An 18,205-nucleotide genomic window follows, 5' to 3' on the forward strand; every position below is an offset into this window, starting at 1 on the left:
CTACGCTGATTACGGCGCCCAGTATATGTCGACGGGTACGCGCTGCTGGTGTAGCACCATCGAAATAGGGAAGTCGGCGTCTTTGGCCAGCGCGCGCTCCAGCACATCGCGCTTGGCCTTACCAAATACCTGAATCACAATGCGCTCGCTGTTCAACACTGCCGCTGGGGTTAACGATATTCGAGAGTAGGGTGCGGCACCAGGGTGAACCGCAGTGCAGTGCTGTTCGTGGGCGGCCATTAGCATTGGGTATTCTGGGGCGTCGTGAAACCACGAGGCGGTGTGACCATCATTACCCATGCCAAGATGAACGACGCTCAGCGGCCACGTCAGCTCAGTTAACTGCTCTTCGCAGGCATATTGACCATCATTTACATCGGCGGCTTCGTTTTTTAGGGGCAGGTAGCGGCTATTGGCAGCAAGACCGCTGAATAGGGTTTTATTAAGCATGGCTTGGTTGCTGTCGTGATGACTCTCTCCGAGCCAGCGATCGTCAACCAGCAAGGTTTGAATTTTAGGCCAGTCCAGTGTTTGCTTGCCAAGTAGGGTGAGCATTTCGGCAGGAGTCGAACCGCCAGACACTGCGAGGCTGGCCGCTTTGTGTTTGCTCAGCACGGCATTTAAATATTTGCCAATATCATTGCTCAACACGGTATTTAGTTCGTCGCGGTTGGGCAGTAAGATCAGGGTGGGTTTATTATTCATGCCAGCTTCTCCCGTGTTTTTCTGGTAGTGCGAGCGCAGCGTTAGGCCCCATAGAGCCGGCCGCATAGGTTTTGGGCTTAATACCTGCTTCCTGCCACGCGCTAATAATACTGTCTACCCACGCCCAGCAGGCCTCCACCTCGTCGCGGCGCATAAACAGGGTTTGGTCGCCCTCTAGTACATCTAATAATAGTCGCTCATAAGCTTCATGGGCCTGTAGTTCATCGTGTAAATCTGCATCCAGATTTAATTCAACTTGTTCCAACTTTAATTGACGGCCTAAGCCGGGCTTTTTGTTGACCTTGTATAGGGTAATGTTTTCTTCAGGCTGCAAGCGTATTACCAACTTATTGGGCAGGTCGTTGGGGTCGCCTTCAAATAAGCTAAAAGGATGTTTTTTTAGCTCAACAACAATCTCAGAAAAACGTCTGCTCAAGCGCTTGCCGGTGCGCAAATAAAAGGGCGTGCCCTCCCAGCGCCAATTGTGGAGGTCGGCTTGCAAGGCGACAAAGGTCTCGGTGGTTTCGCTGTCTTCAAAGCCGGTTTCGTCGAGAAAGGCAGCGACGGGGGCGGCGTTTACTGCGCCCGCAATATATTGGCCGCGCACGGTTTTAGCTTTAACATTGGCGGCAGTGATTGGTCTAAGAGCTTGCAGTACTTTTACTTTTTCATCACGAATCGTATCCGCGCGCAGATTGGCGGGCGGCTCCATCGCCACTAAACATAAAAGCTGTAAAAGGTGGTTTTGTACCATATCGCGCAGCGCCCCAGTTTTGGCGTAAAAGTCGCCACGGCCCTCAACGCCAATATCTTCGGCCACGGTAATTTGAATATTGTCGATATATTGGCTATTCCAGAGCGGGCCAAATAGGGCATTGCCAAAGCGCAGCACCAGTAAATTTTGGACCGTTTCCTTGCCAAGATAATGGTCAATTCGGAAAATGTTTTTCTCTGGGAAGACCTGCAGTACTTCGTGGTTAATTTCGGTACAGCTGGCTAAGTCGTGGCCCAGCGGCTTTTCTAATACAACTCTCGACTGACCGTTAACAATGCCAATGCTGTGTAGATTTCGGCAAATGCTCGTGTACAAAGTAGAATGAGTGGCCAGGTAAAAAACGGTGGCCGCGTCCGCGTGCTGGTTAATCGAATCGCTGAGGCGATGATAGTCTTTAAGGCAATTTACATCCAAGCTGACATAGCAGAGCTTGGCAGCAAAATTCTGCCAGTGCTGCTCGTCCCAAAAATGCGCGGGTAAAAATTCGCGCATTTTGGTTTTTACTTGTTTGCGGTAATCGTCATGGCTAATGTCGGCTCGGCCCAGTGCCATAATCGAGCAGACGTTATCTAGAAAGCCTTCGCGCTGTAATTTGTAAAGGGCGGGTTGCAGCTTGCGCAGGGCGAGATCGCCGGTGCCACCGAAAATAACAAGTTGAGCTGATTGGCTTTGGGTCATCGCTTCACTCTTTAATATGGCTTATTGCAATGTAATAGGCGTTATTGAGTACACGTTGATTAGTATTGGCGCCGAGTATCTCGGTATTTTTAGCATAGAGCTTTTATCTGGTCATTCATACCGCTAGGCGATGTTAAACCTGTGTGCTACAGCGCCGTGGCGTGCAACACACAGTGTGAAACACCAGTGCTCGGATTAAGTATGGTATAAAAAACCAAATTCGCTTTCGGCGCCCATATTCTTGGAGAAAAACATGTTAATTCGGCCTGCTCAGAGTGATGACAACCTAGCCGCTACCAGTTTGGTTTTTTTGTCGGGGCCGGTTGCCTTTGAGCATATTTTTAATCGCGCTCACGGTCCAGATGTTCGTGAGTTTTTAGGCGCTGAGTTTGCTAAATCGGCGACCATGTTCAGTTACCGTCATCATTTTGTGTACGAGCGAGACGGTCAGGTGATCGCCACGATTGGCGGCTTTGATAAACCGAGCCACGACGGTACGTTTATAGGTAATGCCAAGGCGATTTTTACTCAGTACGGCTTGCGGGGTATTGCAAAGGGCTTATTGTTTGAACTGCGTCTGGTGAAGCCGCCACGTAAAGGCTGTTACTACTTGTGCCATATTGCGGTCAATCCTCAGTGGCGGGGCACAGGCATCGCGGCGCAGCTCATTAATTTCATGGATGCGCGGGCAGTCGAACTCGGTTATCCCGTTTTGAGTTTAGATGTCGCGGAATTAAATGCTGGCGCCTTGCGTCTATATCAGCAAATGGGTTTTAAAATTGTAAAACGCAATAAAAGCTATAACAGCGTATTAGACAACCACCTCTACATGGAAAAGTCACTTGACGGTGTTTTGTGAATATGAAGAAGTGAATTAGGGGGGAGGGCTACAGTTCTCGAAATACGCAGCTCAGGCCTTGCCGAGCTGTTGGCCACCGAGTGTGCTGGGAGTTTCGCCACTGGCGCCATAAATAGGGGTGTCGTTATTGCTGGCCCCCAAAATTTCTAATGCTCGCTTACCGTATCGCGCTTGGCTAGCAATGTCGGCGCCAGCTTGGGTGTTTAAAGCTTGGCAGCGACTGAGGGTGTTTAAAGCTTCTTGCCATAGCGTTTCTAGCGCGGTGTCGGCAGTGCCACTGACTAACTGCCGGCGCCGCACTTCTAAAAGCTCGAGATTCTGAACCAAGTCCATCTTCTGCTGAACTACCGCCTCCAGCTGCTCAGGTTCCCGCGCTAACTTTAAAATCAGGGCTTCTTCGCCCAGCAGTGATTCTAAGCGCTGGGCCTCGCTGTGAATGGTATGCAGTACGTCGCTCAGTTCATTGCTCATATCAGCTGCCGGTTAGGGCTTCCATATTAACTAGCGCTGCTGCCACTTTATTGGCGTCGATGGTGAATTCACCATTGCGAATTGCAGTTTTAATCGCCTCGACCTTTTGGCGGTCAATGCCGTCGCTGCTATTTACCTGGGCGCGGGTGCGCTCCACTAGTGGGGTTTCCACTTGGGGCGCTTTTGCTGTGTCGGCAGCAGCAGGGCTGGCTACAGTGCTGTCTGATTTGCTGGCACCGGTACGCCCACCATCTAGCTTGCGGGCCTGACTCAGTGACGAGCCATCTATACGGTCAACCATTTTTATATCCTCTTTAAATAGCTTTCGCCTGTGGTATCGGCACTATCTGGTAGAACTTTAGCACGAATTTACGTTGCAGCGCATGGGGACTTGTCCCGATCACTCAATTGAGAGCGACGCTGTTTTCGGATGTTACAACACCCTCTAACTGCTTGCCGGAATTGAGGTTTTTGACCAGTATCCGGCTGCCTAGGGCGCCGTCTTGCATGGCTATGCCCATCATGCTCACGCTAACGGGACCATCGCTGCTATTTAGTTGAACGCGCTGCCCCTTATTCACAATGCTACTGGCGCTAACCATATTCGGGGTGAGCACCGCGCCCTGGGCAATACTCTGGCGGCTTTGATAGCCACCCTTATCGCCCAAAGACTGTAAATAGCCGTAGCCAAGGCTGGTGATATCACGTTTTGCCCAGCTCACGTCGCCAGCGCTAATGGTGGTGCCCGGTGCTATGGGGTGCCGAGCAACCATGACTTTGGCGTAGGCCTCTACGGTAACCGGTAAATAAATCTTCCACGGTTTGGCGCCGGCGGTACAGCGCACGCCAACAGTTGTTCTGCGTTTGATCTTGGCACCACTTGATAAGAACGCTTGGAGCTTGCCTGGGCAGCTGCTGAGCTTGGTGCGGGGGTCGAGTTTTTGCGCGGTGATGATGGTGCTGAGCTGCTGCCAAGGATGACGGCTGGCAATATAGTTCTCGGCCGTAGCGGCAATCCGGCTGTGGCTTTCGCTAGGCGCGCCGCTACTGGCTGCGCTGAACACGCAGAGGGCGATACCCAATAGCAGTTTGCAGGGGGCAGTGGTTTTCATGGTTGTGTATTGGCCCATGGCTGTTAATCCACTCATTGCATTCGCTCGCGTCAAAGATTTGTCGGTAAGTCGATAACTGCAATGCCTGTGCCAGTCTTGGTTGCTAGATAAGTGACTAGATTGGCTGCTGCTTATTGAGTGGCGTGCGGGGGGTATAAAAAATAAAGCGGATGGCACTTGCCGGATTTTTGCCGATCAGCGGCAAAAACTTGCCGTTATTTTGGCAGTGACCCAATTTGATGATTTTAAGTTATTGAAAAATAACAACTAAATTATATGGCACGGCCTTTGCCTTGATCCATTGCAAAAGCGGCAAAAAGCAGAAAACCTGCCTTGAACCGATTAACGGCTGCAAACCGAATAACTTTAGCGAAATGGTAAGAAAATGGCGATTAATTTTGATAAAGCCTTAGGCGTTCACGAGCAAGCACTGCTGTTGCGGCAAAAGCGCAACGAAGTCTTGGCCGCCAATATTGCCAATGCCGATACCCCTGGCTACAAGGCGCAGGATATTGATTTTCGCACTGCTTTATCAAATTCAGCGGCAGCTAGGGATCAACCAACCCTGGCGCTAAAAGTGACCAGCGCGGGCCACCAGCGCCGCGCCGATGGCAGTGCCGACGCTTTAGCGGCGTCTTTGAAATATCGTCAGCCCTATCAGCCATCGCTAGACGGCAACACGGTTGAAGGCCATATCGAACAAGCCGAGTTTGCCGACAACGCCATGCGCTATCAGGCCACGCTATCGTTTTTGGGCAGTCGCCTCAGCGGGCTTAAATCCATACTTCAGGGAGGCCGATAGATCATGGCTAATCCACTCGATATCGCCGCATCGGCAATGAATGCGCAAATGATGCGTCTTAATACCGTGGCCAGCAATATGGCCAACGCCGACTCAGTCGCGGGTAGCGAGGCCGAGGCCTATCGCTCGCGTCAGGCGGTGTTCTCTACGGTAATGGACCAGCAGCGCGAAGTGGCGGGGGTGGCAGTAACTGGCGTTGTTGAGAGCAATGCGCCAGTGATGAAACGCTACGAGCCCGGACATCCTCAAGCTGATGTCGACGGCTATGTGTACGCTTCGAACGTCAACACCATGGAAGAAATGGCCAATATGATGTCGGCATCACGCTCATTTCAAAATAACGCTGAAGTTTTTTCTACCACCAAAACTTTGATGCTGCGCACCCTGCAGCTTGGCCAGCAGTAGGAGTCTGAATAATGGAAGTGCGCACCCTAGAACAACTGCAAATGCAGACCGCGACCAGTAAGACGAAGAAAGATGCATCGTCGCTGGACCAAGACGATTTTATGAAGTTGATGCTGCAGCAGCTAAAAGCTCAGGATCCTTTCAAACCCACGGACAACACCGAATTCATTAGCCAAATGGCCCAGTTGACCTCGGTTAGTGGCATCAGTGAAATGAACGAAAACCTCAGTGCGCTAACGGGTTCGCTGTATTCGGCGCAGCTGCTCGATTCATCCTCGCTGATTGGTAAAGACGTGCTCGTGGAGTCTAGCGTTGCTGCGCTGCCTAGCAGCGGTAGTGTGCGAGGTCAGGTTGAATTGCCCACCAGCACCACGGCCTTAGATATCGAAATTTTGGCGCCCAGTGGCGAGGTTATTGGCAAGGTGCCAATGGGGCCCCAGGCTGCCGGCACCAGCGCTTTCGAATGGAATGGTATTGGCTTAAATGGCGAGCGCATGCCGCCGGGCAATTATCAGATCCGCGCCAACTATTTAAACGGCAACAAAGTCGAGGCACTGACCACGGAAATGCGCAGCGGGGTCATTAGTGTCAGTGTGCCGGTGGGCGGTGGTAGTTCTCAGGTGCAAGTACAAGGGCTGGGTACGGTCAGTCTGTCACAAATTAAAGAGATTAGCTGAGTTGCGATTGCGCTATTCAGAGAATGACAAAACTATTCCCTCAGTAGGAGTTACATTATGAGCTTTCGTATCGCACTCAGTGGTTTAAACGCAGCGCAATCGCATTTGGATGTGACCGCGCACAATATTGCCAACGTAAACACCACCGGTTTTAAAAGCTCGCGAGCTGCTTTTGCCGATGTGTACGCCACCGCCAATAACGATGTCACCAAAACCACGCCTGGCGCTGGTGCTCGTCTTGCTACCATCACCCAGCAGTTCTCCCAGGGTAATGTTGATTTTACCGATAACAACCTCGATCTCGCGGTGAGTGGTGAAGGCTTCTTCACCATGAAGGGCTCTGGCGGTGTGACATACACCCGCGCTGGCGCCTTTAGCGTCGACCGCGAAGGCTTCGTGGTAAACAATAATCTGGAGCGTCTGCAGGTGTTTCCACCAACGGGTAACGGCGGATTCTCTACCGGCTCGCTTAGCGATTTACAGTTAGAAGTAAACGAAAATGCGCCCCAAGAAACCTCGCGCGGCCAGATTGGCGTTAACTTGCCAGCCAATGCACCAGTGCCAACAGTTGCGCCTTTCGATCCAACTCTGCCGGCCAGTTATAACCACGCCACGTCCATGACGGTGTACGACTCATTGGGTACCCAGCACACCGCGACCCTGTATTTTGTACGCGACGCGGCGGCTAATACCTGGAACCAGCAGCTCTATGTAGACAACAATGCCGTGGGCGGCGCTAACACGCTCTCGTTTAGTAATGCTGGGGTATTGCAGACACCCGCAAATGGCTTGGTGACCTATCCAGCCTATGATCCTGGTACGGGCTCGGAGGATTTGAATTTGTCTTTCGACTTTAATGCCAGCACCCAGTACGGCCAAGAATTTGGTGTTAATAATCTTCAGCAAGACGGTTTCACCACCGGTCGCTTAACTGGCATTGAAGTTGCCTCTACTGGTGTAGTGTCGGCTCGTTATACCAACGGTCAGTCGACCCAGTTAGGTAAAATTGCGATGGCTAGTTTCACCAACCCCAATGGTTTACAGCAGCAGGGTGACACCTCTTGGGCAGAGACCTTTTCGTCAGGTAGTCCACGGGTTGGCGAAGCGGGTACCTCTAACTTTGGTTTGCTGCAATCCGGCGCCCTAGAGAGCTCTAACGTAGATTTGACCGAGCAGTTGGTTGAGATGATTACCGCTCAACGTAACTTCCAAGCCAACACCCAGATGATCTCTACCGCCGATGCGGTAACCCAAGCGATCATCAATATCCGTTAATTGAGGGCGGTTTAGGCCGCCATTAATCGGGAGTTTTTATGGACAGATTACTGTATATCGGCATGACAGCGGCAAAGAATACGCAGCTGGCCCAAACCACTAACGCCAATAATTTGGCGAACGTGAGCACGGCGGGTTTTCGTGGCGATTTCCAGAACGTTCTGTCTCAGCAGGTTGAAGGCCCTGGTATGGCGACCCGTTTTAATTCGGTGTATCAGGGTGAAACCTCAGATTTCTCGGTGGGCTCTATTATGGCCACCGGCCGCCAGCTGGATGTTGCCATTCGCGGCGATAAAGGCTGGTTTGTGGTAACCGCGCCAGACGGCAGCGAAGCCTATAGCCGCCGAGGTGATTTTCATATTACTAGCGACGGCATGCTGCTCAACGGCGCCGGCCAGCCAGTGATGGGTGACGGCGGCCCGGTAGCGATTCCCGAGCACGAAAGCTTGATGATTGGCGAAGACGGCACGGTTTCGATTGTGCCGCTGGGGCAGGGCTCTGAATCACTGTCGACGGTAGACAGAATTCGCTTGGTCGACGCCGCGCCGAATCAGTTGCAGAAGGGTGAGGACGGCTTAATGCGCATGCGCAATGGTGGCAGCGCGCCAACCTCCTCAGATATCCGCATCAGCTCCGGTAATTTAGAAGCATCAAACGTGAATAGCGTCGACGCCATGGTGAATATGATTTCACTGGCGCGGCAATTTGAAATGCAGGTCAAGGCCATGAGCACCGCCGAAACGGTTGCTGAAACCGGCAGCCGCTTAATGCGCTTGGAATAACAAGGGGTTATTTATGAATTCATCACTATGGGTCGCTAAAACCGGTCTCGATGCCCAGCAAACTCGGATGCAAGTAACCAGTAACAACTTGGCCAACGCCAATACCACTGGCTTTAAACGTGATCGAGCATCCTTTGAAGACCTGCTCTATCAAAACATGCGCCAAGTGGGCGGCCAGACCTCGCAGCAAACCCGTTCGCCAAGCGGCATGCATATCGGTACTGGTGTGCGGGTAGTGTCTACAGAAAAAATACACCAGCAGGGCACTTTGAATCAGACCAATAATTCCTTGGATGTTGCCATTGAAGGTAAGGGCTTTTTCCAAGTGCAAATGCCAGACGGCAGCATTGCCTACACCCGCGATGGTTCTTTTCAGCTCGACGACCAGGGCCAGATTGTTACCAATACCGGCAATGTGGTTGATCCTGGCATGACCGTACCCCAAGGCACCTTAAGCATCACCATTGGTTCCGACGGCGTAGTGAGCGCGGTATTGGCTGGCGGCGCTGCGCCAGTGCAGGTTGGCAGCTTTCAGCTCGCCGACTTTGTGAATCCATCGGGTCTGCAAGCCCGCGGCGAAAACTTGTATATGGAATCGGCCTCTAGCGGCTCGCCACAAACCGGCACACCTGGTTTAAGCGGTTTAGGTCGGATTCAGCAGGGCGCCCTTGAAGGTTCTAACGTAAACGTAGTGGAAGAGCTGGTGAATATGATTGAAACCCAGCGCGCCTACGAGATGAACTCCAAGGCCATCGCCACCAGCGACCAAATGATGCAGTACGTGAATAACAATCTGTAATTCGCGATTTATAGCAGGGTAATGCTTATGAACATTCAACAGACTCAAGGCCTCAACCGTATCAAGACTGCATTTGCGGTTTTGGTGGTGGCGCTGCTGTCGGCGTGTTCATCGGCGCCTGCCAAAGATACCTCTGCCGACTACGAATCTGCCGCGCCGCCAGTGGCTCCTGACGATGGCCAAAATATGGGCTCTATCTACCGCTCTGGTTACGGCATGACCTTGTTTGTCGACCGCCGCGCGCGTCAAGTCGGCGACATCATTACGGTCACTCTCGAAGAGAAAACCGACGCCAGTAAGTCGTCAAGTACCGCCACGGGTAAAGAGAGCAATATCTCGGTACCGACCGTGACCTTGTTTGGCCGTGGCGTCACCAGCGGCGGCACACCGATACTCACCACTGGCGTGTCGTCTGATCAAGATTTCTCTGGTCAGGGCAGTAGCACCCAGAGCAATAGTTTAACCGGTAGTATCACCGTGACCGTGTCAGAAGTGCTGCGCAATGGCAGCCTGCGAGTGCGGGGTGAGAAGTGGGTCACTATCAACCAAGGTGAAGAGTTTATTCGCATTAAAGGTGTTATCCGTCCCGAAGACATTGGTGCCGACAATGCCATACCGTCTTACAAGGTTGCTGATGCCCGTATTACTTATAGCGGCAAAGGTGCGCTGGCCGACGCTAATTCCATGGGTTGGCTGGGGCGTTTGTTCCAGTCTGTGTTGTCACCCTTTTGAGGACGGCTGCAATGTCAGTGTTTAAATCAAATTCATCGTTGCGCAAAATCGCCGCTGTTTGCAGTATTGCGCTAGTGTGTTTCGCGCCGTTAGCGCAAGCCGAGCGGGTTAAAGACCTAGTTAACGTCGCCGGTGTGCGAGAAAACCAATTAGTGGGCTACGGCTTGGTTGTTGGTCTTAGCGGCACTGGTGATCAAACCAGCCAGGCGCAATTCACCATTCAAAGTATTCGCAATATGCTCACCGGCTTTGGCGTGCGTATTCCCGATAACGTTAGCCCCCAGCTTAAAAATGTGGCGGCGGTAACCGTACACGCGAGCTTGCCAGCCTTTGCCAAGCCAGGCCAAACCTTAGACGTAACTGTGTCTTCTATTGGTAACTCGGCCAGCTTGCGCGGTGGTAGCTTGTTGATGGCGCCGATGATGGGGGCAGATGGTCAGGTTTACGCAGTGGCCCAGGGCAGTTTGCTGGTTGGCGGTTTGGGTGTGGCGGGTGCCGATGGCTCTAAAGTCACTGTGAATATTCCCAGCGCGGGCCGTATTCCCAATGGTGCGATTATCGAGCGAGCGGCGCCAAGCGCGATGTCGGCCAATGGCGAAATTATGCTGAATCTCAAAAAAGCCGATTTCACCACCGCGCATCGTCTGGTAGAGGAAATTAACAGCAAATTTGGCGCCGGTACCGCCAGTGCTATGGATTCCGCGACGGTTAAGGTGATGGGTCCCAGTAATGCCGACCGCAGCGTAACCTTTATTTCGATGCTCGAGACCTTAGAAATTACGCCCGCTGAGGCGATTGCGAGGGTGGTGGTTAATTCCCGCACAGGCACCATCGTTATTGGCGGCAATGTGCGGGTTATGCCGGCGGCCGTTACCCACGGCTCCTTAACGGTGTCGATCACCGAGCGGGTCGATATCAGCCAGCCAGGCGCTTTTAGTGGCGGCCAAACTGTGGCGGCACAGGAGTCGAGTATTGACGTGCAGGAAACCGGCTCGCGGATGTTCTTGCTAGATGCCGGCGTGACCTTAGAGGAAATTGTTAAAGCGATTAACAAAGTTGGTGCCGCGCCCAGCGACTTGGTTGCCATTCTCGAAGCCCTAGACCAAGCCGGTGCCCTGCGCGCTGAGCTGTTAGTGATCTAAAGGAGCGACGGCGATGGATGTTAAAGCCAGTAGCAATTACCACGACTTTTCAGGTTTGGCCGCGCTGCGCCGCGACGCGGTGGCCAATCAAGAAGAGGCCATTGCGCCGGTCGCCAAACAGTTTGAAGCCTTATTTTTGCAAATGATGCTAAAAAGCATGCGCGCCGGTGTGCCAGAGGGCGGATTGTTCTCTGACGAGAGCACCAAAATGTACGAAGAAATGCTCGACAGTCAGCTGTCGGTCACCCTTGCCGAGCAAGGTGGCATTGGTATGGCAAAATCAATTTCGGCGCAGCTTTTGGGTCCAGAAGCAAATGGTTCAGAGGTAAGCGGTCCTAAAGCCATTAATCCTGACGGTAGCGGGGGTGGCATAAGTGGCGAGGGCGCGGCGTTGCGCAGCAAGCTTCAACAGCTAAGCAAGCAGAGCCACAACAGCAGCATTCAAGATTTCAGTTTGTCTGCCGATAAACTGTAAATGAATAAGGGGTAACACATGGGTGACATGCTAGGTAATGCCCTGTCGGCGCTGGTGTCGTATCAGCGCGCGCTGGCCACCACCAGTCACAATATTGCCAATGCCGACACTGAGGGCTATAGCCGTCAGCGGGTAGACTTCGCCACGCGGGTGCCCCAGCAATTGGGCAGCACCACAATTGGCTCTGGGGTAAAGGTTGCCTCTGTAAGCCGCGTGTACGACAACTTTACCGCCGGCCAATTGCGCAGCGCCCAAGCGGCGTTCTCGGCGGTGGACAATAGCTACCAGTTGGCATCCCAATTAGATAACGCCCTAGCCGACCCCAATTTGGGTTTGGGCGCGTCGCTGTCGCGCTACTACAACAGTATTCAAGGTGTGGCCGACGATCCATCGTCGATCTCATCTCGCCAGCTGATGCTCGCCGAAGCCCAGGGCTTGGGCGATCGCTTCGCTGATTTGTCGGCCCAGCTCGCCAGCCTTAGCCGTGAAGTGAATGTGCGCATTAGTACCTCGGTTAGTGATATCAATGATTTGGCTACTCAGGTGGCAGATATCAATTTGTTGATCAGCGAATCCAAGGGTAAATTCGGTACCACGCCAAATGACTTGCTCGATCAGCGCGATCAGGCTTTATTGTCGTTAAACGAATTAATTGGCATTAAATCGGTTGAGCAAAACGACGGCACGGTTAGCGTGTTTGTGGGTAATGGCGAGGCGCTGGTACTGGGCGATCGCACCATAAAAATGAATGCGGTTTCTAATGTATTTGAGCCTGGTCGCATCGAAGTCGCAATGGATTTAGGCGGCGGTAATGCCGTGATTAGCGGTAGCCTCAGTGGCGGTAGTTTGGGCGGCAGTTTGAATTTTCGCGATGGCCTGCTCGACGAAACCCGCAATGAACTCGGCCGCATTAGCTTGGCAGTGGCCAGTTCAATGAACGAGCAGAACCGCGCCGGTATCGACCTGCGCGGCAATCAAGGTGCAGATATTTTCTCGGTGCCAGATCCCGTCGTGCATCGCAGCATTAATAACAGTAGCGCCACCCAAATGACGGCGCAAATTACCGACTTGTCACAGGTGACCGGCAACAATGTATTAATGCGTTTTAACGGCAGCAGCTGGTCATTTTTCGATGAAGCCAACGGTCAGCCCGTGAGCGGCGTAACCGGTAGTGGCAGCGTTGCTGACCCGTTCCAGCTTAGTGGTGTGCAATTTAGTCTGAACGGCGCTGCAGCGGCGGGGGATCAATTTGTGTTACGGCCCACCGAGGGCGCCACCGCCGGTTTAAAAATCGTACTAACTGACCCCGCGGGCATCGCAGCGGCCGCCGCTACCCGCAGCTTAACGGGCAGCAATAATATTGGCACTGGCAGCATCAGCCAGACCAATGTTGTCGACAGCAGCGACCCGAATCTACTAAACAATGTCGATATTGAGTTTTTGAATGCCAATACCTACCAAGTTAATGGTAGCGGTAGCTTCAGCTATACACCTGGCACTGATCTAAATATTAACGGCAATCAATTTGTGCTTAACGGCAGCCCGGTTGCGGGCGACCACTTTTTTATTGGCGCCAATACCAATGCCGTGGGTGATAACCGCAATATTCTAAAACTGGCCGGTGCGGAAAACCTCAAGCTCCTTAATGGCGGTACGGTGAGTGTACAAGACGCGGTAAACGGTTTGGTCGGTGATATTGCTGTGGCCACCCGCAGCGCCCAAATTAATAAGCAGTCTCAAGAAAACTTACTCACCCAAACCCGCGCCCGTTACGAGAGCGTATCTGGGGTAAATTTAGACGAAGAGGCGGCCAATCTGCTTAAGTTTCAGCAGGCTTATCAAGCTGCCGCACAGGCCACCAGTATCGCCAATGATTTATTTCAGAACCTGATGAGCGCGTTTCGTTAATAGCTAGGATAACAACAGTGAACGGCGGGGCAGCGCAAATGACACAGAGAGCAGACGTATGAGAATCTCAACCAGTCAGATTTACGCCAATGGGGTCAACAGCATGTTGAGCCAGCAGGCCAAGCTGTCTAAAACTCAGCTGCAGGTTGCCACCGGCCAAAAAATTCTCACGCCCTCAGACGACCCCGTTGGCACCGTGCGAAGCTTAGAGCTGACCCGCGCCAAAGAAAAAACCGAGCAGTACGAGCGCAATGGCAATCTGCTAGACAGTCGCCTCCGTCTAGAAGAAAGTATTGTTAACAATAGCATCGATGTATTACAGCGCGTGCGGGAGCTGTCAATCCAAGCCAATAATGCCACTCAGAGCAATGAGTCTCGCCAGTCAATCGCCTCTGAAATGCGCCAGCAGCTCGATAATTTACTGAGCTACGCCAACACCAAAGACAGCAGCGGTCACTTTATTTTTGCCGGTTACCAAGAGGGCAGTTCCCCGTTTTCTAAAACCACCAGCGGCTATGTGTACAACGGCGATGACGGTCAGCGTCAATTGCAAGTTGGCCCTGCCCGCAGCCTGCCAGACGGCGACCCAGGCTCTGAAGTGTTTATGAATATTCTCAACGGCAATGGCAAATTCCAAACCGCTACCAATCCCACAAATACCGGCGGCGCGGTTATTGATGCTGGTACGGTGACAGACCTCAGCCAGTTTAATCGCGAATCCTTTACCATTCGTTTTGTCAGCGACACTCAATACGAGGTGCTAGATGCCGGTGGCGCAGTAGTGAGCAGCGCTGCTTACCAAGACGGCGGCGATATTGCCGCGGGTGGCATGTCTGTAAAAATTAAAGGCCCTGCGGCGGCTGGCGACGAATTCAGCATAGCTCCAGCTCAGCGCCAAGACTTATTCTCTATGGTAGAAGCGCTGGCGGTATCACTAGAAACCCCGCGCAATAGCAATAGTGGCCGAGCCCTGCGAAATAGCGAAATCAATAACGCCATTAGCAATATCGACCAAGCAATGGATCACCTCATTAACAAACAAACTGGCATTGGCTCGCGTCTGCAATCCCTAGAGCGGCAATCAGACATTAACGCCGGCGCCAGCCTGCAAATAGCCGAGAACCTGAGTTTGGTGAACGATTTAGACTACGCCGAAGCGATCTCGCGTTTTAGCCAGCAACAAGCGGCATTGCAAGCGGCTCAGCAGGCGTTTAGTAAGGTGCAGGGCTTGTCGCTGTTTAATTATCTCTAAGTGAAGGGCGGACGTCGGGTGTCTGAGGCAACGGCGCTGAATGCTGGACGGGAGACGGAAGGCGCTAAGACTGGTCTTGCGTGATGTTCTCTCTTACGGAGTCATACCTGCGCAGGCAGGTATCCATGTGAGCGAAGCGAATGCCCTTGGTTGCGGAATGCTGGACGGGAGACGGAAGACGCAAAACCCCATCAGACGTCTGGTGTCGGACGTCTGACGCAAAATCGGTTACGGCTAAGCACCAAGTCATACCTGCGCAGGCAGGTTTCCATATGAGCGAAGCGAATGCCGTTTGCTGCCGAATGCTGGACGGGAGACGGGAGACGCAAAACCCCGTCAGACGTCTGGCGTCGGGCGTAAAACCGGTCTTGGCGCCTTACTACGGCTAACCACCGAGTCATACCTGCGAAGGCAGGTATCCATATGAGCGAAGCGAATGCCTTTAAGCGCCTGTCGTCAGACACTCAGCATCAGACTTCCCAACGCAGACCCTCATTTTTCCAATGGCGACAATGGTGAAGCGTCGTGCTAAATTTCTGTCAGACCTGCGTAGGCAGGTATCCAAATGAGCGATAGCGAATGCCCTAAAGCATCCGGCGTCAGACACCAGACCTCCGACTCAATAAAAAACTCAGGAATCACCAGTGAGTAAAAAGCCCAAAAAATCTGGTAAAAAAAGCATCAAGAATGCAGTCGTTCTCCCGCCTGAATTCCAATCGGTTTTTAATCAAGCCCTAGCTCATCATCAGCAAGGCCAGCTACAACAGGCAGTCGATGGCTACAGCCAGGTACTAAGCCATGAGCCTAATCATCCTGATTCATTGCATTTAGTCGGGCTAATCTTTCAAAGCAGTGGTGATCTTCTGCAGGCGCAGGAGTACATTCAGCGCGCAATTAAGTTAAATCCGAAAGTGGCGGGATATCAGTATAACCACGGGGTGGTGTTACAAGGCCTTGAAAAACACAGTGAAGCGGTTGAGGCTTACCGTTTAGCCATCCGCTTAAAACCTGATTATGCGCAGGCCTATGAAAACCTTGGGGTGGCTTTACAAGACCTAGACAATATAAAAGCAGCGCTGCCGGCTTATGAGCAAGCATTAAAGCTAAACCCAAAATCCCAAATAGCGCTAAAAAATTTAGGCACTCTGTATTTTAAAATCGGTAAAACGCCTGAATCTTTGCAGCACTTTGATAAGGCGCTTGCGCTGAACCCTGCAGACCCCGAATTGCACATGAAACGCTCAGGGAGTTTGTTGCGAATGGGGCAATGGACGGAGGGTTGGCAGGAATACCGCTGGCGCTTCAGTGCACCGACATTTTTAGAAAATAATCCTGTTCGTTCCTTTGGTTTACCGCATGCTGAAATGAATAAAATCGCGAATCAGCGCGTTTTGATTAGTTGTGAACAAGGCTTGGGTGACGAAGTGATGTTTGCCTCTTGTGCAAACGATTTCGCTGAACACGCGGGGCAGTGCACCTTGGAGTGCGATCCTCGTTTAGTGCAGATGTTTACTCGCTCATTCCCTAGTGTGAGCGTTGTTGCCAAAAATAGCTTTGATGCCAATACGCTAGATTGCCGTATTTCAGCGGGAGATTTGCCGCATTATGTTCGAAATAAGGATGCAGATTTTAGAGGGGCAGCCTACTTGTGTGCCGACACTGAGCTGCGGGGAGCGTGGCGTGAGCGCCTCTCGGCTTTGTCACAACCTCTGAAAATCGGTTTTTCGTGGCGTGGCGGTGCTGAAACGCGGGCGGTCGCAGCACGTAGTATTGATCTTAAGTACTGGAAGCCCTTGTTCAAGTCTTTAAATGCGAATTTTGTGAATCTACAGTACCGGACAAGCCCTCAGGAACTTGCAGAGTTAGCCGAAATAGCCGGTGATACCCTATGTCATTTCGACGACCTAGATGCTTTTAATGACATAGAGGCCTTGGCTGCTCTGATCTCCGAGCTGGATTTAGTTATCTCAGCCGATAATGCCACCGTACATTTAGCTGGCGCACTTGGGGTGCCGGTTTGGATATTGCTTCCCGAAGGTCCGGAGCGCCGGTGGGTCGATGGCAGAGATGACAGTGTTTGGTATAACTCTGCGCGATTGTTTCGCAGCTCGGCAACAGGGAGTGCCGGTTGGAGCAATGTCTTTAAGGGTGTTTTTGGGCAGTGCAATGATTTTGAACCAAAAGCTTTAAGTGATTTGGAATTTGACGATCAAGGTGTAGTAAATCGGTATTCGGTTTCGCAATGCGACTCCACCGGACTTCCCAAACTCGCTTTGCTTCTAAATGATACGTCTGACTGGTATCACTGGGGCTGTAGCGGTACTAGCCTCGCAATTCACGCGGCTTTGCGCGAGCGGAATTACGTGGTGGAAGGCGTGCCAATTGCCAGAACCTGTCAGCTGCAGGGTTTACCGAATAGTTTTGAAGAATTTGAGCTTGATGATGCTTTTTTGCGTTTTCAGTCCGTAAACGCTCAATTGTGTAATCAGCTAGCCGCCGCCGATGTAGTGGTCATAAATGGCGAAGGTAGTTTGCATGGCCAAAATGCTACGGCCCTAGGCTTACTATATTTGGCTTATATTGCTAAAAGTCGGTTCGGTAAGTTCGTTCAACTTATAAATCACTCTTGCTATCCCGATGACGGACTAGGAAATAAGGAGTCGCCTCTCGTTAATTTGTATGCACAGGTGTACCGGCAGCTCGATTTCATTGCGATTCGAGAAGGGGTGAGCTTACGGCAAATGAGTGCGTTAGGGCTGAAATGCCAGCAATCATTTGACTGCTTGCCGCTATTTATCGACGCCTCTGGCATTGAGCCAAATACGCTGCTAGCTGGCGGCCCAGTTGTGCTGGCTGGTTCAGTAATTTGGCAGCAAAGTATGGGCGCTGAAATAGTTGATTTTGTTAAAACGCTGCACGCTAGTGGTCGCCGCATACAATTGCTTCTGGGGGCAAGTGCGCATATGGCCGCCGACGATATTTCTTTTGCTCAATGGATTCAGGCACAAGCACCAGGCTGCGCAGAACTTTGTTATGCCGCTACAGAGGCTGAGTGGTTGTCGGCCATTGCCAATGCCTCCATGCTGATATCGGGGAGGTTTCACCACAGTATTGCCGCAGCCTTTTTAGGTACGCCTTTTGTGGTGTGTGAGAGTAATACGCCGAAAATTGGCGGTTTATTGGAAATGTTGCAAATGCCTGATGCCGCGGTTCCGCAGGGTGATGGCTTAAGCGAACGCCTAATGGCAATGTTAGCCGAACGTGAAAAAGTACCGAGTGGATTTATCCTTAAATCTGAGGTTCGAAATAGCTTGTTAGCCGCTGCGCGGAATAATTTTTCACAGTTTTAGTTAGTG

The 18,205-nt window shown here is 52.0% G+C and carries 18 protein-coding genes; 13 read left to right on the forward strand and 5 right to left on the reverse strand.

Features of this window, described 5'->3' with window-relative positions; all coding sequences use genetic code 11:
• Nucleotides 1–9 precede the first annotated feature (9 nt).
• Together pgl and zwf are read right to left on the reverse strand one after the other, a co-directional pair.
• A complete protein-coding gene (gene pgl, locus AB4876_RS01240) occupies nucleotides 10–705 on the reverse strand; it encodes a 6-phosphogluconolactonase (protein WP_368379837.1) in 696 nt (231 codons plus the stop codon).
• Nucleotides 698–2,158, reverse strand: coding sequence for a glucose-6-phosphate dehydrogenase (zwf, locus tag AB4876_RS01245; RefSeq protein ID WP_368379838.1), 1,461 nt, complete (start codon nucleotides 2,156–2,158; stop codon nucleotides 698–700). The genes pgl and zwf overlap by 8 nt, the downstream gene beginning before the upstream one ends.
• Nucleotides 2,159–2,411: 253 nt before the next feature.
• On the opposite strand from zwf, the gene AB4876_RS01250 reads away from it, so the two are divergent.
• Nucleotides 2,412–3,017 (forward strand): GNAT family N-acetyltransferase, encoded by a 606-nt coding sequence (locus AB4876_RS01250; RefSeq protein WP_368379839.1) that lies wholly within the window; start codon nucleotides 2,412–2,414, stop codon nucleotides 3,015–3,017.
• A 51-nt stretch (nucleotides 3,018–3,068) separates the two neighbouring features.
• Here the strand turns inward: AB4876_RS01250 and AB4876_RS01255 are convergent, their stop codons facing one another.
• From AB4876_RS01255 to flgA, 3 genes are all read right to left on the reverse strand, one after another.
• A complete protein-coding gene (locus AB4876_RS01255) occupies nucleotides 3,069–3,488 on the reverse strand; it encodes a flagella synthesis protein FlgN (protein ID WP_368379840.1) in 420 nt (139 codons plus the stop codon).
• A 1-nt stretch (nucleotide 3,489) separates the two neighbouring features.
• The gene (gene flgM / locus AB4876_RS01260) at nucleotides 3,490–3,789 is read right to left on the reverse strand and encodes a flagellar biosynthesis anti-sigma factor FlgM (RefSeq protein WP_368379841.1); all 300 of its coding nucleotides are present in this window, start codon (nucleotides 3,787–3,789) and stop codon (nucleotides 3,490–3,492) included.
• Between the two features lie 103 nt (nucleotides 3,790–3,892).
• Nucleotides 3,893–4,636, reverse strand: coding sequence for a flagellar basal body P-ring formation chaperone FlgA (gene flgA / locus AB4876_RS01265; RefSeq protein ID WP_368379842.1), 744 nt, complete (start codon nucleotides 4,634–4,636; stop codon nucleotides 3,893–3,895).
• A gap of 349 nt (nucleotides 4,637–4,985) precedes the next feature.
• Here flgA and flgB point away from each other — a divergent pair, with 349 nt between their 5' ends.
• The 12 genes from flgB to AB4876_RS01325 all read left to right on the forward strand — a co-directional run bounded on the left by flgB (nucleotide 4,986) and on the right by AB4876_RS01325 (nucleotide 18,199).
• The gene (flgB, locus tag AB4876_RS01270) at nucleotides 4,986–5,402 is read left to right on the forward strand and encodes a flagellar basal body rod protein FlgB (protein ID WP_368379843.1); all 417 of its coding nucleotides are present in this window, start codon (nucleotides 4,986–4,988) and stop codon (nucleotides 5,400–5,402) included.
• 3 nt (nucleotides 5,403–5,405) lie between these two features.
• Nucleotides 5,406–5,807, forward strand: coding sequence for a flagellar basal body rod protein FlgC (gene flgC / locus AB4876_RS01275; RefSeq protein WP_368379844.1), 402 nt, complete (start codon nucleotides 5,406–5,408; stop codon nucleotides 5,805–5,807).
• Between the two features lie 11 nt (nucleotides 5,808–5,818).
• The gene (locus AB4876_RS01280; RefSeq protein WP_368379845.1) at nucleotides 5,819–6,484 is read left to right on the forward strand and encodes a flagellar hook assembly protein FlgD; all 666 of its coding nucleotides are present in this window, start codon (nucleotides 5,819–5,821) and stop codon (nucleotides 6,482–6,484) included.
• A gap of 57 nt (nucleotides 6,485–6,541) precedes the next feature.
• A complete protein-coding gene (gene flgE, locus AB4876_RS01285; RefSeq protein WP_368379846.1) occupies nucleotides 6,542–7,759 on the forward strand; it encodes a flagellar hook protein FlgE in 1,218 nt (405 codons plus the stop codon).
• A gap of 38 nt (nucleotides 7,760–7,797) precedes the next feature.
• Nucleotides 7,798–8,541 carry a flagellar basal body rod protein FlgF gene (locus AB4876_RS01290; protein ID WP_301026618.1) on the forward strand — a complete coding sequence of 248 codons (744 nt, stop codon included), beginning with the start codon at nucleotides 7,798–7,800 and terminating at the stop codon, nucleotides 8,539–8,541.
• A 13-nt stretch (nucleotides 8,542–8,554) separates the two neighbouring features.
• A complete protein-coding gene (gene flgG / locus AB4876_RS01295) occupies nucleotides 8,555–9,340 on the forward strand; it encodes a flagellar basal-body rod protein FlgG (protein ID WP_368379847.1) in 786 nt (261 codons plus the stop codon).
• A gap of 27 nt (nucleotides 9,341–9,367) precedes the next feature.
• Nucleotides 9,368–10,072: a flagellar basal body L-ring protein FlgH gene (gene flgH, locus AB4876_RS01300; protein WP_368379848.1), complete on the forward strand. Its 705-nt coding sequence runs from the start codon at nucleotides 9,368–9,370 to the stop codon at nucleotides 10,070–10,072.
• 11 nt (nucleotides 10,073–10,083) lie between these two features.
• Entirely contained in the window at nucleotides 10,084–11,214 is a 1,131-nt protein-coding gene (locus AB4876_RS01305; RefSeq protein WP_368379849.1) for a flagellar basal body P-ring protein FlgI, read from the forward strand.
• A gap of 13 nt (nucleotides 11,215–11,227) precedes the next feature.
• On the forward strand, nucleotides 11,228–11,689 hold the full coding sequence (locus tag AB4876_RS01310) for a rod-binding protein (RefSeq protein ID WP_368379850.1): 462 nt from the start codon (nucleotides 11,228–11,230) through the stop codon (nucleotides 11,687–11,689).
• 18 nt (nucleotides 11,690–11,707) lie between these two features.
• Entirely contained in the window at nucleotides 11,708–13,597 is a 1,890-nt protein-coding gene (flgK, locus tag AB4876_RS01315) for a flagellar hook-associated protein FlgK (RefSeq protein WP_368379851.1), read from the forward strand.
• 58 nt (nucleotides 13,598–13,655) lie between these two features.
• Nucleotides 13,656–14,849: a flagellar hook-associated protein FlgL gene (gene flgL, locus AB4876_RS01320; protein ID WP_368379852.1), complete on the forward strand. Its 1,194-nt coding sequence runs from the start codon at nucleotides 13,656–13,658 to the stop codon at nucleotides 14,847–14,849.
• 644 nt (nucleotides 14,850–15,493) lie between these two features.
• On the forward strand, nucleotides 15,494–18,199 hold the full coding sequence (locus AB4876_RS01325; RefSeq protein WP_368379853.1) for a tetratricopeptide repeat protein: 2,706 nt from the start codon (nucleotides 15,494–15,496) through the stop codon (nucleotides 18,197–18,199).
• The last annotated feature ends 6 nt before the right edge of the window (nucleotides 18,200–18,205 follow it).

Source organism: Zhongshania guokunii (assembly GCF_040892635.1).
GTDB lineage: Bacteria > Pseudomonadota > Gammaproteobacteria > Pseudomonadales > Spongiibacteraceae > Spongiibacter > Spongiibacter guokunii.